Raw genomic sequence first — 14,766 nt, 5'->3', positions numbered from 1 at the left:
GCGCCGTCGTAGGGTTTTCCGGAGGTCCGATCCGCGGGGCGGCCGGCTGGCCGCAGCGGCGCCGCGCGCGCAAGATGATGGCCATGTCCACGACCTCCCCGACCACCACGCTCTCCTCCTCCTCCTCCTCCTCCTCCCCGTCGTCGCTCTCCCTCCCGCGGCCGGCGACGATCGGCCGCGACGCGCTGTACCTCGTCGCCGGGCTCCCCGCCGGCGTCGTGACGTTCAGCGTCCTCGTCACCGGCCTGGCGACCGCGGCCGGCCTCGCCGTCACGCTGCTCGGCATCCCGGTCCTGCTCGCGACCCTGATCGCCGCCCGCGCGATGGGCGACGTCGAGCGCCGGCGTGCGGGCTGGGTGCTCGCCGACGGCGCCGTGCGGCGGACCGATCGTCTGTGGCGCGGCGGCCTCTGGTCGCGCTTCACGGCCTCGGCCACCGACGTCGGCGCCTGGCGCGACACCGTCTGGGGCCTGATCCTCCTGCCGCTGGGCACGTTCGGGTTCAGCGTCGCGGTGACGCTCTGGTCCTCCGCCGTGGGCTTCATCACCCAGCCGCTCTGGTACTGGGCGGTGCCCGACGACAGCGACACCAACAACGACGCGCTGCAGTTCCTGAGCTCGCACGCCGCCGGCCCGCAGGCCGCGCGGGTGGCCGCGGGCCTGGTCCTGATCCCGGTGGCGATCTTCATCTGCCGCGCCCTGGCGGACGCGACGGCCCGCTCGGCCCGCGCGCTGCTGCAGCACTGAGGCGGGAGCGCCTGGAGCGCAGACGGCAAGGCGGTCGGCGAACACCTCGCCGACCGCCGTCTGCCTTTCCTCGGACCCTCTCCCGATCCGGGCTTGGTGCGCGAGCCAGATGGCTAGTGCGCGAAGACCGGCTCGCCGACCGTCGACGGCGCGCGCGCGCCGGAGCGCAGCAGGGCCGTGCAGAGGACGGCGGCCACCGCGAAGATCGCGGCCGACCAGTAGAACGCGGTGGTGTAGCCGTGGACCGCGGCCTGCGCGACGACGGCCTTGGTCGGCGCCCCGCCGGTGTCCAGCGCGGCGGTCGTGGCCGACGCGGCCAGCGTCGACAGCAGCGCCGTGCCGATCGAGCCGCCGATCTGCTGCATCGTGTTGACCGTCGCCGAGGCGACGCCCGCGTCGCTGGGGTCGACGCCGAGCGTGGCGCTCGACATCGCCGGCGCGAAGACCAGGCCGAGGCCCAATCCCATGACGAGCAGGCCCGGCAGCACGTGCGACGCGTAGGACGAGTCCACGCCGATCCCGGTCAGGTACAGCATGCCGATCGCGCCGAGCGCGAGGCCCGTCCCGATCAGCGGCCGGGCGCCGGTGCGCGGCATCAGCTGGGTCTGCGACGTCGTCGCCGAGAACATGATGGCGAACGTCATCGGCAGGAAGGCCAGGCCGGTCTTGATCGGCGAGAAGCCGAGGTTCTGCTGCAGGTAGTAGGTCAGGAACAGGAAGACGCCGAACATCGAGATCGCCGACAGGCCCATCGCGAGGTACGCGCCGCCGCGGTCGCGGTCCAGGACCACGCGGAGCGGCAGCAGCGGGTGGGCGACGCGCTGCTGGATGAGGACGAAGGCCGCGAGCAGGACGACGCCGGCGACGAGGAAGCCGAGCGTGGTGGGGTTGGTCCACGACGTCTGCGACGCGTGCGAGAAGCCGTACACCAACGAGAACAGGCCGGCCGAGGCGGTCACCGTGCCGGGGATGTCCAGGCGCGGCTTGTTGGCCTGGGCGATGTTGGTCAGCAGCGTGAACGCGCCGAACACGGCGACGCCGGCGAACGCGAGGTTCACGTAGAGGCACCAGCGCCAGGAGAGGTACTCGGTGAGCACGCCGCCGAGGAGCAGGCCGGCGGCGGCGCCGGAGCCGGCGATCGCGCCGAAGATGCCGAAGGCCTTGTTGCGCTCGGCGGGGTCGGTGAACGTCGTGGTCAGCAGCGACAGCGCGGCCGGGGCGAGCATCGCGCCGAAGACGCCCTGCGCGGCGCGGGCCGCGACGAGCATCCCGAAGGACTGCGCGGCGCCGCCGGCCGCGGACGCGACGGCGAAGCCGGCGAGGCCGGCGATGAAGACCCACTTGCGGCCGAAGAGGTCGCCGATGCGGCCGCCGAGGAGCAGGAGCGAGCCGAACGCGAGCGCGTAGGCGGTGACGATCCACTGACGGCTCTCGTCGGAGAAGCCGAGGTCCTTCTGGGCGCTGGGTAGCGCGATGTTCACGATCGTCGCGTCGAGCACGACCATCAGCTGGGCGAGCCCGAGGACCGCGAGGATCAGCCAACGCCGCGAGTGGTGGGCGTCGTGGTGTTCGGTGGGAGTCATGGCAGATGGGGAGAGGGGTCGGATGAAGAGGAAGTGGAGGAGTCTCCTCCGTTCTATCGACAGCCTAGCACACAAATGGAGCTATCTCCTCCGCTTTTGGTACGCTCGTCCGTGATGGTGAGCACACACCCGCCGGATCGCCCGCTGCGCAAGGACGCGGAGCGCAACCGCCAGCGCATCCTGGCGGCGGCCGGCGAGCTGTTCGCCGAGGTCGGCCTGGGCGCGACGCTCGACGCCGTCGCCGAGCGCGCGGGCGTCGGGGTCGGGACCGTCTACCGCCGCTTCCCCGACAAGGAGACGCTGATCGACGCGCTGTTCGAGGAGCGCATCGACGCCGTCGTCGCGATCGCCCGCGAGTGCGGCGAGATGGCCGACTCGTGGGCCGCCCTGACCTGCTTCTTCGACCAGGCCGTCAGCCTGCACGGCCACGACCGCGCGCTGAAGGAGATCGTGTTCTCCAACGCCCACGGCCAGCAGCGCGTCGCCTCCGCACGCGACCGGATCAAGCCGCTGGTCGGCGGGCTCGTCGCGCGCGCCAAGGCCGACGGCCAGCTGCGCCCGGACTTCGACGTCACCGACACGCCGGTGATCCAGCTGATGCTCACCGCGGTCATCGAGTACGCCGGCGACCTCGCGCCCGACGTCTGGCGCCGGTATCTCGCGCTGATCCTCGACGGACTGCGCGCCGACGCCGCGCGCACGCCGCTGGCGCCCCGCGCGCTGACCGACGACGAGCTGGATCGCGTCATGTCGCAGGGCCTGCGCCCGCCTGGGCGGTAGCCGGAGCGCGTCGGTGGGCATACCCGCCGCCATGGATGGCGCCACCGTGGACTTCGCGCTGACCCGCTTCGAGGCGGTCGACGGCGCGCGCCTGGAGGTCGAGGGGACGTGGTCGGGCGTTCGCGGGGTCCGCTTCGTCCGGCCGGCGCTGGTCGTCCACGACCGCGCGACCGGCGGCGAGAAGACGCTGCTCGCCGACCTCGAGCACAAGCCGTGGCCGGCGCAGGAGGGCGAGCCGTGGGTCGCCGCGTTCCCGTGGAAGGACGGCGACGAGCCCGACGTGGCGCGCACCGAGCTGGCCGTCGCGCCGAGCATCGTGGTGCCGCTGGTCCGGACGGCCGACGCCGTCGCGGTCGACCGCGACCCGGTCGACGCGCTGCGCGCCGAGCTGACCGACGCGACCGAGCGCGCGCGGCGCCTCGAGGCCGAGGTCGCGTTCCTGCGCCGCGAGCGCGAGGAGGCCGCGGAGGCGCGCCGCGCGGCCCCGCCGCCGCCCAAGCCCGACCGCGAGGCGGTCCGAGGCGAGCTGCGCCAGCGCGACGAGGCGCTGGCCGCCCGCGACGCGGCCGTGGCCGTCCGCGACGCCGCGCTCGCCGAGCGCGACCACGTCCTTCAAGAACGCGACGCCCTGCGGCGCGAGCTGCGCGAGCGCGACCAGATCGCCGACGGCCCGGCGCGCCGCCGCGAGCAGGCGCTCCAGGAGCGCGACGCCGCGCGCCGCGAGCTGAGTGACGCCGAGGAGCGCGCCGCGGAGCGCGAGCGCCTCCGGGGGCAGGAGCGCGTCGACACGCTGCGCGACGCGCTCGGCGCCGCCGAGGAGGAGCGCGACCGCGCGCTGGCCGAGCCCGCCGGCGTCGCTGCCCCGCCGGTCCGCGTCGCGCGCGAGCACGGCACCGAGTCCTCGCACGCCGACTGGGCGGCGCGCACCGCGGCGATCCTCGCGGTCCTCGTCCTGCTCGTCCTGGCGATCACGTTCCTGAAGGCGATCGCCTGAGCCTGACCCGGTGTCCCGCCCCTACGGCGTCAAGACCGCCACGATCAGCCGCGAGAGCTCGTCGTGCAGCGCGGTCGGCGGGACGTCCTCGGCGATCGAGCCCGACAGGATGAAGGACTGCGTCACGAGCAGGAGCGCCTGGGCCATGACGCGCACGTCGCCGGGGCGGATCGAGCCGTCGGCCTGGCCGTCGGCGATCTCCTGCGTGAGCAGGCCGACCGCGGCGCGCTGCGTCTCGCCCATCCGGCCCAGCACGTAGGGCAGCAGCAGCTCGGGCTCGGCCTCGATGATCTTGGACATCAACGGGCTGGACCGGAACGCCTCGACCGACGCCATGATGTGGCCGCTGACGCGCTCGCGGCCGTTGCTGCCGCTGAGGTCCTGGGCGACCTCCGCCATCGCTGCGCCGAACTCGCGCGTCATCAGGTCGCGCAGGACGGCGTCGACGTCGGGGTAGCGCCGGTAGACGGTCATGCGGCTCACGCTCGCGCGGCGGGCGACGTCGGTGAGCGTGGTGCGCCGGATCCCGAAGTCCAGGACGGAGGCGCGGGTCGCGTCGAGGATGGCCTCGGTCGTGGCGTCGGTCACGCTGCGGAAGCTTGACCACTTCTCGCCAGCAACGCGTCCACGACTGGACGAGCCTGGACGCGCGCCGCGTCCACGAGGCCGATGCGGGTGCGGCGGTCCAGGACGTCGTCGGCGTCCAACGCGCCTTCGCACTCGACGGCGTAGAGCGCTTCGACCGCCAGGACGTCGAGGCCGGGGAGCATCGGCGCGAGCAGGTCGGGATCGCCGCCGGCGAGCGCGAGGACGTCCGGGGCCAGCGTGCCGTGACGGTCGACGAGGCGCCGCGGCGCGGCGACGGCGGCCAGCGCGTCGCGAGGCGCGGCGCCGACGAGCGGGAGGTCCTTGGTCCGGCAGGCACCCGCGGCTCCGGCCAGCCCGCCGGCGTCGACCGCGGCGTCGACGGCGTCCTGCGCCATCTGCCGGTAGGTCGTCAGCTTGCCGCCGACGACGCTGACCAGCCCGCCGCCGGAGCGGATCACGGCGTGCTTGCGCGAGAGGTCGGCGGTCTTGGCCTCACTGCTCTCGACCAGCGGGCGCAGCCCGGCGTAGGTGCCGACGACGTCGTCGCGCGTGAGCGGTCGCGCCAGCGTGGCGTTGAGCGTGGCGAGCAGGAAGTCGACGTCGGCCTCGGGCGCGGCCGGGACGTCGGGGATCGGCCCGGGCGCGGGCTCGTCGGTGAGGCCGACGTACGCCACGCCGGTGCGCTGAGCGATCGCGAAGACCCAGCGGTTGCGCTCGCCCGGGACGGGGACGGTGAGCTGGCCGGCGAGGCCGCCGAGGCGGTCCAGCGGCACGACGAGGTGGGTGCCGCGCGACGGGCGCAGCCTGATGTCGTCGATCAGCTCGCCGGCCCAGACGCCGGTCGCGTTGATCACCGCGCGGGCCCGGACGTCGAAGGTCGCGCCGCTGAGCTCGTCGCGTAGTTGCGCGCCGTCGCCCGCGACCTGCGTCGCGGCGACGCGGGTCAGGATGCTCGCGCCGTGGGCGGCGGCGGTGCGCGCGAGGCCGACGACGAGGCGCGCGTCGTCCTCGAGCTGGGCGTCGTGGGAGATCAGCGCGCCGCGCAGCCCGGCGCGGTCCACGCCGGGGGCGATGCGCAGGAGCTCGTCCGCGCTCGCGCGCCGGGCGCGCGGGAGCTCGCGCGCCGACGTGCCGGCGGCGCGGCGCAGGCCGTCGCCGAGCGCGAGGCCGCCGCGCAGCTCGCGCTCGGCCTTGGCGCTGACCTGCGGCGTGAACGGGACCGCCTGGACGATCGGGTGGACGAGGTGCGGCGCGGTCCTGGTGAGCAGGACGTGGCGCTCGCGCGCCGACTCCATGGCGATGCCGAACGCGCCTTGGGCGAGGTACCGCAGGCCGCCGTGGACGAGCTTGCTCGACCAGCGGCTCGTGCCCCAGGCGAGGTCGCGGCGCTCCACGAGCGCGGTGCGCAGCCCGCGCGACGCGGCGTCGAGGGCGACGCCGGCGCCGGTCACGCCGCCGCCGATCACGAGGACGTCGAGGGGGCGCGGGTCGGCCTGGAGGGCTTCGAGGTCGGCCTCGCGGCGGGCGGCGTTGAGGGCGTGGTGTGACATCTAGTCAGAGAATGTAACATCGTCTCAGCCCATGAGCCATCTTCTTGGTGATTTCGATCCCGCCGCCCGCTGGGCCGCACCTGACGCCGACCCGCTGATCGGCGACGACCTGCGCGCGCTGCTCGCGCAGGCCTTCGCGATCGGCGAGGCGGAGCTGGGGGCCGGATCGCCCGCGGCGGTGGCGCTGGAGGTAGGGCCGAGCGCGCTCGACCCCGCGGCGCGGGCCGCCCTGGTCGCGGCGGTCGGGGGCGCGGCCGAGCAGGTTGATGAACAAGAGGCGGCGCGCGCCGCGCACGCCAACGGCATGTCCTACCTGGACCTGATCCGGCGCTCCGCCGCGCCGCCGGCGGCGCCGGACGCGGTCGTCGCGCCCGCCGACCACGACGAGGTCGGCGCCGTGCTGCGCGCGTGCGCCGCGCACGGCGTGGCCGTCGTGCCGTTCGGCGGCGGGACGAGCGTCGTGGGCGGGGTCGCTCCGCGCCGCGGCGCGTTCGACGCGGTCATCGCGCTGGACCTGCGGCGGCTCGGCTCGCTCGTCTCGGTGGACGACGTCTCCTGGACCGCGACGCTCCAGGCCGGCGTGACCGGCCCGCGCGCCGAGGCGCTGCTGGCCGAGCACGGGTTCACGCTCGGCCACGTCCCGCAGTCCTTCGAGCGCGCGACGATCGGCGGCTACGCCGCGACGCGCTCCTCCGGGCAGCTGTCGACCGGCTGGGGCCGGTTCGACGCCTTGGTCGAACATGTACGTGTTGCCACGCCGAGCGGCGACCTCGACCTCGGGCGCGCGCCCGGGAGCGCCGCCGGGCCCGACCTCAAGCAGCTGATCCTGGGCTCGGAGGGCGCGTTCGGCGTCGTGACCGAGGTCACCGTCCGCGTCCGGCCGATCCCGGAGGTGCGCCGGCACGAGGGCTGGCGCGTGGCCGACCTGGCGGCGGGCGTCGCGGTGTTGCGCACGCTCGCCCAGCGCGGGCCCAAGCCGGACCTGGCGCGGCTGAGCGACGAGGCCGAGACGGCGCTGGGCGTCGCCACCGGCGGCGGTCCGGCCGACGAGGCGGGCGGGTGCCTGCTGCTCGTGGGCTGGGAGGGCTACGCCGACGACGTCGCGCGGCGTGCCGAGGCGGCGACCGTGATCCTCCGGGCCGCGGGCGCCGACCCGCTGGGCGCCGAGGCCGCGGCGTCGTGGGAGCACGGGCGCTTCCGCGCGCCGCGCCTGCGCGACGAGCTGCTCGGCGCCGGCCTGCTGATCGAGACGCTGGAGACCGCGACGTCATGGCGCGACCTGGTGGCCTTGCACGACCACGTCGGCGACGTCCTGCGCGCGGCGCTCGACGGCGCGACGCCGGTCGTCGCCTGTCACGTCTCGCACCTCTACGCCGCGGGCGCGTCGCTGTACTTCACGGTGCTCGCGCGCCGCGACGGCGACGATCCCGTCGGCCAGTGGTCGCGCGCCAAGGCGGCGGTCATGGACGCGCTGGCCGCGGCGGGCGCGACGCTCACGCACCACCACGCCGTCGGCGCCGACCACGCGCCGTGGCTGGCCGCCGAGGACGGCGAGCTCGGCGTCGAGATCCTGCGCGCGGTCAAGGCGCGGCTGGATCCGGCCGGGGTGCTGAACCCCGGCAAGCTGTTGCCGCCGACCACGTAGAACCGCCCCGGCGCGGGCGCCGGGGCGGTTGGATGCTACGGAGGGGAGAGGGGTCTGCGCGAGCTAGCTCGCGTCGTCCTGCGGGTCGTCCGTCGGGGTGTCGCCGGCCAGCAGCCGGTAGAGCCCGCGGCGGGCGTCCTCGAGGATCGCCTTGGCCTCGGCGAGCTGCTCCTTGGTGCCGGTCTGAGCGACCTGCATCGCGGCGATCGCCAGCGCCTGAGCGCTGTGACGGAGATCGTGCAGCTCGTCGGAGGCGCCCTCGCCGACCGTCTCCCACGGCGTGCCGAAGCGCTCGCGGTTGGCCTCGACGTGGGCGGTGCCCTCGTCGGTCAACGTGAACGACTTGCGACCGTCGTGCTCGGCGGCCTGGACGAGGCCCTCGTCCTCCAGCTGCGACAGCGCGGGGTAGACCGAGCCGGGGCTCGGGCGCCAGACGCCGCCGCTGCGCTCCTCGATCTCCTGCATCAGGCCGTAGCCGTTGCGCGGCTCCTCGGCGAGGAGCAGGAGGATCGCTGAGCGGATGTCACCGCGCCGGGCACGTCGCCCGCCGCGGCCACCGCGATGGTGCGGTCCGCCGGCCGGGCCGCCGAAGCCGCCGGGGACACCGCCCCGCCCGCCCGGACCGAAGCCGCGACCGCGGCCCATCATCGCGAGGAACTCCGGGAGGAACGCGCGGCTGTCGCCCCCCTCTCCCTTGTGGTGGCAGCGCCCGTGTGGCGCTGCGTAAGAGGCACCGGTCATGTGGTGCTCCTTTCGTGGTTGATCTATCGAACGAACATCACGATATATCGAGAACGTTCGATTGTCAAGCACGCCGCGACGCCGCCGGGACCCGATCGGGTCCCGGCGGCTGGTCCCACGGCTGTCGAGCGCCCCCGGCGCCCGCGGTCAGCCCTGGATGTCGCGGTAGGTCAGGACGACGCGCCCGAGCACGACGACGTCGCCGTCGGCCAGCGTGGCCTCGGTCACGCGGCGCCCGTTGACGAACGTGCCGTTGGCGCTGCGGTCGTCCAGGATCCGCGCGCCACCGACGCGCACGTGGACGAGGGCGTGACGCCGCGACACGCTCTGGTCCTCCAGTTGGAAGTCCGCCGCGAACCCGCGGCCGAGGTGCGTCGTCCCGTCCTGGAGTGGGAACAGGAGCGCCTCGTCGCCGTCGTCGAGCTCGAGGTACCGGCCCGGGTCGGGCGAGGACGTGGCGGGGACCGCGGCGCTGCGGTCGCGGAAGGTGACGCGAGGGAGGGCGTCGAGGACGGCGGTGCGGGAGTCTTCGACGATCGTGGGGAGCGAAGTCGAGGGGCTCATGACGGAAGTTGAGCGCGCGAACCTGAGCGCCAGCTCAAGACCCGATGAGAAGTCCCGAGGAACACGGAGCGCATCGAAACCCGGTGCGCCGGGAAGGGCGTTAGCCTTGCATTCCCGGATGTCCTCTGCGAGACCCCTCACCACGCCCGACGGCCGCCTGGCCCTCCGCCTCCTCGAAGAGGCCGGCGACGACGGCCTCACCGTCGCCGACATGCGCCGCGAGGGTCTGCAGATGCCGGCTCAGGCGCTGTACGAGGTCGAGCTCGCGGGCCACTCGCTCGAGCGCAAGGCGGGCCGCACGCGCCTGCGCCCGGCCGACGCCCCGCCGCCCAAGCCGTTCGAGATGCCGCCCAAGGTGCGTCTCGTCCCGCGCAGCTGAGCGGCACGCCGGCATACCACATCAACAAACGCCCCGGCCGGGGGATGAACGAGGGTGTGACCGGCCCGACCAGACCTGCGCAAGGGTGGGCGGCGGCGCCGCGCCGCGTTTGGGTCGAAGTGCCCGCTCGGAGGGCGACCGCTTTTAGAGATCCCACCAATGCAACGACGCCCCCGGTGGAACTCTGTGCCAGTGGCCGCGGAGCCCGCCGAGGGCGTCGTGAAGAACTTCGGAAGTGTGGCGCGTTGCCGCTCTACTAGGAGGCGCGGCGCGTGCGCTTCATCGGCGTGCGCTTCTTCGTCGATTCGGGGATCTGGTTGCTCAGCGGCACGGACTCGAAGCCGAGCAGGACGACGCCGGCGTCGATCGCGCCGTCGTCGCCGGCCTTGGCGATCCGCTTCGCGGAGTCCGCCTCGATCTTGTCGACGCGGTCCAGGAACTTCGCGGCCTCGGCCGTGATGGCGGCCCAGCCCTTGTCGTCCACGCGCGCGGTCTTGCGCTCGATGACGGCGTCCGTGCGGTCGAACCCGCCGGCCGCGGCCGACGCGTTGGTGTAGTCCTCGAGCATCTTGAGCTGGGACCCGACGGCCGCCTGCTTCGCGACGGGCGAAGCCTTCGACCAGTTCTCCTGTGTGACCTTCGGGCGAGCCTTGGCCTTGTAGTGGTGCTCGACGGCTCCGCGGACGCGGGTCTCGTCGACGAGCTCGATGAGCCCGAGCTTGTGCAAGGTGCGCACGTGATAGGCGGTGGCGCCGAGCGTCGTCCCGAGCCATTGCGACAGCTCGTTGGGGCTCGCCTTCCGCTCCTGCAGCATGGCCATGATCCGGACCCGCACAGGATGGCTCATGGCCTTCACGTAGCGGGGATCATCAATGGCGGTGATGGGCTTCACAGTCCGTCCAGGGGTAGTGACTTCAAAAGGCGGTGGACGCGAACCTTAGCTGGCCGAGCAGTCGACTAGGGCAATTTCTGTTCAGGTTCGCCCCCATGAATTGTGCAAAGGCGCTCAAGGGTGGTCAATCCTCCAACCGAGGGACCCACGCACGCGCCACGATCGATGATCGAACCTGAGCGCTAAAGCTGGGCGCCCGCGACGCGCCGCAGGTCCGCCGCGATGGCGGCGAGGTAGGGCGCCGGGACGACCTCGGCGGGCGCGACCTCGGTCGCGCGCTCGGCCGTGCCGTCCCACTCGCGCCCCGCGACCCGGACGCCGTTCCCGTCGCCGTCGGCGAGCGCGGCGGCGAGCGCGGCGAAGCCGGCGTGGTCGACGAGCACCAGGCCCGCCACCTCGACGCGGTCGAAGCTCGTCCACTCGGCCAGCGGCCGCTCGTCGCGCACGGCGAAGACGTGCTGCAGCTCACGGTTGACGATGCCCGAGCGCTCCGGGTCGGCCACGCGGTGCACCCCCAGGGACGCCAGGTCGTCGAACGCGTAGGCCGCGCCGAGCTCCTCCTCCGCCTCGCGGATCCCGTCCTGGATCGCCTCGCCGGCCAGCAGGTGACCCGCGGCCGACGCGTCGAGGTAGCCGGGCCACGACGCCTTGTCGGCGGCCCTGCGCTGGAGCAACACGCCGTCGCCCCGGACGACCCACAGGTGGAAGGCCAGGTGCCAGTCGCCGTCGCGATGCACGTCGCCGCGCCGCTTGGTGCCGAGGTGCCAGCCGCGCTCGTCGAAGACGTCGAGGATCTCGTCCTCCATGGACGGGCACAGTACCGGGCGAGCGGCGACGTGCCAGCTCGCCCCAGTCAGCCGGAGGGCGAGATGTTCTGGTTGACGCGGAACAGGTTGGCCGGGTCGTACTGCGCCTTGGCGGTCTCCAGCCGCTCGTAGTTGACGTCGTAGACGTCGTGGATGCGCCGCGCGCCCTCGTCGGCCATCAGGAAGTTCACGTAGGCGCCGCCGCCGCGGGCCGCGTAGGGGTGCAGCGCCTCCTGGTAGCCGATCGCCCACTCGCGGATCGCCTGCGCGTTGGCCGGGTCCGGGTCGACGCCGGCGAAGACCGCCGCCCAGCGCGTCTTGCGGTAGGCGAACGCGGTGTCGCGCGGGTTGACGCGGTGGACCGCCCCGTCGATCGGATAGAGGTGCATCGTCGAGTGCAGCGTCGGCAGCGCCGCGCCCCACTCGGCGTGCAGCGCGATGGCCTCGTCGCTGAGCTCGTCGACGAAGTCCGCCCGCCAGTACCACTGCAGGCCGGGCGCGTAGAAGGCGTCGAACGCGGCCTGCAGCGCCGGGAACGGGACCGGTCCCACGCCGTCCAGCGCAGGTGGGGCGAAGGCGCGGGCGGGCGCGAGCGCGGCGTCGGCGCCGTCCACGTCGCCGGTCCAGCACCACACCATCCCGCACATCGTCATGCCGTGCAGCTCGGCCGGGAACGACGGGTCGGGCGGCACCGCCAGGAACGCGAAGAAGCCGTTGAGCTCCTCCGGCGCGTCACGGATGAACCCGTCGTAGAAGCGCAGGACGTCGGCGGCGCGGTCGACGTGCCACAGCATCGGGCCGGCGACGACGGTGTGCACCGGCTGGCTGCGGAACGCGAACGAGGTGACGACGCCGAAGTTCCCACCGCCCCCGCGCAGCGCCCAGAACAGGTCGCCGTGCTCGTCCTCGGCGGCGTGCACGAGATGGCCGTCGGCCAGGACCACGTCGGCGGAGACGAGGTTGTCGATCGTCAGGCCGTAGCGGCGGCTCAGGTGCCCGATGCCGCCGCCGAGCGTGAGCCCGCCGACGCCGGTCGTCGAGATGATCCCGGACGGGACCGCGCGGCCGAACGCGTGCGTCGCGTGGTCGACGTCGCCCCAGCGGCAGCCGCCGTCGACGTGCACGACCTCGGTGTCGGGGTCGAAGCGGATGCCCCGCATCGCCGACAGGTCGCACACGAGGCCGTCGTCGACGCTGCCCAACCCCGCGCCGTTGTGGCCGCCGCCGCGGATCGCGAGCGGCAGCCCGGCCTCGCGGGCGTAGTCGACGGCGGCGATGACGTCGGCCACGTCGGCGCAGCGGGCGATCATCGCCGGCCGCTTGTCGATCATGGCGTTGTAGAGCGTGCGGGCCTGGTCATAGCCCTCGGCGCCGGGCGCGACGAGGCTGCCGCGGAAGTCGACCGGGCCGGCGAGCGGCTGCTGCAGGGTGGTCATGCGAGACCTCCAAGATGGGGTGGGGCGCCTACGCCTCCTCCGCCATCGCCAGCAGGTCCTCGCGACGGATCCGGCCGGCGAGCTCGGGGTGCTCGGCGCGCAGATGGGCCTCGATCGCATCGGCGGCCAGCTCAGCGGTCGCACCGCGACCGGTGAAGCCGCATACGCAGCGGATCGCCTTCGCCATGTCGGTCGCCGTCGTCGATCGCTTCTGTCGTGGGCGCGAAGGTACGCGCGCGAGGTTGACGGCACATGGGATCCTCCTTGCAGCGACCTTGGTGCGCAAGCCCGTCATCCGCCTGCAGCTCTGCGGCCGACTCGCCGTCGAGGTCGACGGCCGCGATGTCACCGCCGCGCTCGGCGGCGGCCGCAACCGCGTGCTGATCGCGTGGCTGGCGGCGCACCGCCATCGCGGTGCCGCGCGCGAGGAGCTGGTCGAGGCGCTGTGGCCGTGGGGCGCGCCGGCGGCCGCGGACGCGTCGCTGTCGGCGTTGTTGTCGCGGTTGCGCCGCGTGCTCGGCCCGGAGGTGCTGCCCGCCAGGGGCGAGGTGCGCCTGCTGGCGGGGCCGGAGGCGTGGGTCGACCTGGAGGCGCTCGACGACGCGGTGCACCGGGCGGAGTCGGCGGTCGCGCTGCGGCGGTGGGACGACGTGTGGGGCCCGGCGATGGTCGCGATCGCGATCGCGCGCCGCGGGTTCCTGGTCGGCGAGGACGCGCCGTGGGTCCTGGAGCGGCGCGGGCTGCTGCAGGCCGCGCACGTGGCGGGGATGGAGAGCTACGTCGCGGCGGCGGTGCGTGCCGGCGGGTGCGAGCTGCCGGTGGCCGAGCGCGTCGCGCGGCGGCTGGTCGCCGTCGCCCCGTTCCGCGAGCGCGGGCACGAGCTGCTGATGGAGGCGCTGGTCGCCCGCGGCAACGTGGCCGAGGCGCTGCGCGCCTACGAGGCGCTGCGCGAGCTGCTGCGCGACGAGCTCGGCGCGGCGCCCAGCCCGGCGCTGCGGGCGCTCCAGCAGCAGCTGCTGCGCAGCGGGCAGCCGGTGTGACGGTTGCCGCGCGGCGGTAAGGACCGCGCCACGTCCGGACATGGGCGTGGTGTGCACGACCGACGGGGCCTCGAGCGGCTCTTCTCCGAACACGGCACCGCCGTGTTGGCCTATGCCTTGCGCCGGACCGATCCGGCGACCGCCGAGGAGGTCGTGGCTGTTGCCGCATCCGGGCGCGGCGCCGGGGCCGGCCGACCGCGCGGAGCTGCGCAGGCTCGCCGGGCTGATGGGGTCCGGGCGCTACCACCTCGATCCCGACGGGATCCGGACGCTGGCGCCCGACGTGTGGTTGATCCCCGGGCGCGGCTACGTCTGCCTCGTGCAGCGGACGGCGGCGGCAGCGGGGCTGGGCGGCGGCGCCGGCCGGCGCCCGGGGATCGGCGGCGGCTGCGTGACGGTGCGCAAGGCGCTGACCGACGGCATCGCGACCGGCGGACCCGACGGCTTCCTCGTCGCCGTCCCCGACGACGTCTCCGCCATCGAGGCCCGCTACCGCTGGCACGGCCCGTGGAAGCGGATCGCGGCGCCCGGCGGCCTCGCGCGGCTGCCCGGCCTGGGCTATCAGGTGCGCTTGGCGCGCTGATCGTCGCCGGCGGTCCAGAAGCGCCGGCGCACGCGCTGCGTGTGGGCGCTGATCGGGCGCTCGCCGATCTCCAGCGCGCGCCAGGTCGGGCAGTGGCGGTTGAGGAGCTCGAGGACGACGTCGGCGGCGACGAGGTCGCCCGGCGCGTCGGGGTCGGCGCCGTAGAGGTCCTCGATCGGCTCCAGCAGCCGCGCGCGGACGACGAGGTCGCCGCCTTCGGCGGTGACCGTGATCGAGCGGAGCGCCCAGCGGCGTGGATCCTCGGCCAGCTCGGTGAGCTCGGCCTGGAGCCGCACGGCCACCGTGGCGGTCGTGGGAACCGCCGCGACGTGCAGGGTGACGTCGAGGCAGAGCGTGAAGGGCAACGAACCTCCGGTCGGCTGGGCGCGGGACCCTAGCGAGCAACACCTCGAACATCGGAGCGCTGAACGACTCTGCG

17 protein-coding genes are annotated in these 14,766 nt (G+C 74.3%); 7 read left to right on the top strand and 10 right to left on the bottom strand.

The features are described from left to right. Positions 1–83 precede the first annotated feature (83 nt). Positions 84–746, top strand: coding sequence for a sensor domain-containing protein (locus tag DSM104299_RS25985; RefSeq protein ID WP_272474575.1), 663 nt, complete (start codon positions 84–86; stop codon positions 744–746). 113 nt (positions 747–859) lie between these two features. On the opposite strand, the gene DSM104299_RS25980 is transcribed toward DSM104299_RS25985, so the two are convergent. Beyond that, positions 860–2,329, bottom strand: coding sequence for an MFS transporter (locus DSM104299_RS25980; protein WP_272474574.1), 1,470 nt, complete (start codon positions 2,327–2,329; stop codon positions 860–862). Positions 2,330–2,443: 114 nt separating this feature from the next. On the opposite strand from DSM104299_RS25980, the gene DSM104299_RS25975 reads away from it, so the two are divergent. Together DSM104299_RS25975 and DSM104299_RS25970 are read left to right on the top strand one after the other, a co-directional pair. Next, positions 2,444–3,109, top strand: coding sequence for a TetR/AcrR family transcriptional regulator (locus DSM104299_RS25975; protein ID WP_272474573.1), 666 nt, complete (start codon positions 2,444–2,446; stop codon positions 3,107–3,109). Positions 3,110–3,140: 31 nt separating this feature from the next. Further along, positions 3,141–4,103, top strand: a complete 963-nt coding sequence (locus DSM104299_RS25970; protein ID WP_272474572.1) for a hypothetical protein — start codon at positions 3,141–3,143, stop codon at positions 4,101–4,103. 21 nt (positions 4,104–4,124) lie between these two features. Here DSM104299_RS25970 and DSM104299_RS25965 read toward each other — a convergent pair whose 3' ends face one another. Together DSM104299_RS25965 and DSM104299_RS25960 are read right to left on the bottom strand one after the other, a co-directional pair. Continuing rightward, on the bottom strand, positions 4,125–4,691 hold the full coding sequence (locus DSM104299_RS25965; protein ID WP_272474571.1) for a TetR/AcrR family transcriptional regulator: 567 nt from the start codon (positions 4,689–4,691) through the stop codon (positions 4,125–4,127). Beyond that, positions 4,688–6,241, bottom strand: coding sequence for a glycerol-3-phosphate dehydrogenase/oxidase (locus DSM104299_RS25960; protein ID WP_272474570.1), 1,554 nt, complete (start codon positions 6,239–6,241; stop codon positions 4,688–4,690). Before DSM104299_RS25960 ends, DSM104299_RS25965 begins: the two co-directional genes overlap by 4 nt. 31 nt (positions 6,242–6,272) lie before the next feature. Here DSM104299_RS25960 and DSM104299_RS25955 point away from each other — a divergent pair, with 31 nt between their 5' ends. Beyond that, on the top strand, positions 6,273–7,886 hold the full coding sequence (locus DSM104299_RS25955; RefSeq protein WP_272474569.1) for an FAD-binding oxidoreductase: 1,614 nt from the start codon (positions 6,273–6,275) through the stop codon (positions 7,884–7,886). A gap of 63 nt (positions 7,887–7,949) precedes the next feature. Here the strand turns inward: DSM104299_RS25955 and DSM104299_RS25950 are convergent, their stop codons facing one another. Both DSM104299_RS25950 and DSM104299_RS25945 read right to left on the bottom strand, forming a co-directional pair. Then, positions 7,950–8,627, bottom strand: a complete 678-nt coding sequence (locus tag DSM104299_RS25950; protein ID WP_272474568.1) for a PadR family transcriptional regulator — start codon at positions 8,625–8,627, stop codon at positions 7,950–7,952. A gap of 147 nt (positions 8,628–8,774) precedes the next feature. Then, complete coding sequence (locus tag DSM104299_RS25945; protein WP_272474567.1) at positions 8,775–9,191, bottom strand: FHA domain-containing protein; 417 nt, start codon at positions 9,189–9,191, stop codon at positions 8,775–8,777. 118 nt (positions 9,192–9,309) lie between these two features. Between DSM104299_RS25945 and DSM104299_RS25940 the strand changes: the two genes are divergently transcribed. Continuing rightward, entirely contained in the window at positions 9,310–9,570 is a 261-nt protein-coding gene (locus DSM104299_RS25940) for a hypothetical protein (RefSeq protein ID WP_272474566.1), read from the top strand. Positions 9,571–9,826: 256 nt separating this feature from the next. On the opposite strand, the gene DSM104299_RS25935 is transcribed toward DSM104299_RS25940, so the two are convergent. From DSM104299_RS25935 to DSM104299_RS25920, 4 genes are all read right to left on the bottom strand, one after another. Beyond that, on the bottom strand, positions 9,827–10,417 hold the full coding sequence (locus DSM104299_RS25935; protein WP_272474565.1) for a winged helix-turn-helix domain-containing protein: 591 nt from the start codon (positions 10,415–10,417) through the stop codon (positions 9,827–9,829). Positions 10,418–10,644: 227 nt separating this feature from the next. Then, positions 10,645–11,268 carry an NUDIX hydrolase gene (locus DSM104299_RS25930; RefSeq protein WP_272474564.1) on the bottom strand — a complete coding sequence of 208 codons (624 nt, stop codon included), beginning with the start codon at positions 11,266–11,268 and terminating at the stop codon, positions 10,645–10,647. Positions 11,269–11,315: 47 nt separating this feature from the next. Beyond that, entirely contained in the window at positions 11,316–12,704 is a 1,389-nt protein-coding gene (locus DSM104299_RS25925; protein WP_272474563.1) for an FAD-binding oxidoreductase, read from the bottom strand. A gap of 28 nt (positions 12,705–12,732) precedes the next feature. Beyond that, positions 12,733–12,891: a hypothetical protein gene (locus tag DSM104299_RS25920; protein WP_272474562.1), complete on the bottom strand. Its 159-nt coding sequence runs from the start codon at positions 12,889–12,891 to the stop codon at positions 12,733–12,735. Between the two features lie 91 nt (positions 12,892–12,982). Here DSM104299_RS25920 and DSM104299_RS25915 point away from each other — a divergent pair, with 91 nt between their 5' ends. Continuing rightward, positions 12,983–13,744, top strand: a complete 762-nt coding sequence (locus DSM104299_RS25915; RefSeq protein ID WP_272474561.1) for an AfsR/SARP family transcriptional regulator — start codon at positions 12,983–12,985, stop codon at positions 13,742–13,744. A gap of 160 nt (positions 13,745–13,904) precedes the next feature. After that, a complete protein-coding gene (locus DSM104299_RS25910) occupies positions 13,905–14,327 on the top strand; it encodes a hypothetical protein (protein ID WP_272474560.1) in 423 nt (140 codons plus the stop codon). Here the strand turns inward: DSM104299_RS25910 and DSM104299_RS25905 are convergent. Then, positions 14,306–14,692: a hypothetical protein gene (locus DSM104299_RS25905; protein WP_272474559.1), complete on the bottom strand. Its 387-nt coding sequence runs from the start codon at positions 14,690–14,692 to the stop codon at positions 14,306–14,308. The two genes, DSM104299_RS25910 and DSM104299_RS25905, sit on opposite strands and share 22 nt — an antisense overlap. Positions 14,693–14,766: the final 74 nt, after the last annotated feature.

The organism is Baekduia alba, assembly GCF_028416635.1.
GTDB lineage: Bacteria > Actinomycetota > Thermoleophilia > Solirubrobacterales > Solirubrobacteraceae > Baekduia > Baekduia alba.
Note: the sequence above shows the minus strand (reverse complement) of the source record. Positions and strands in the feature narration are given on the sequence as shown.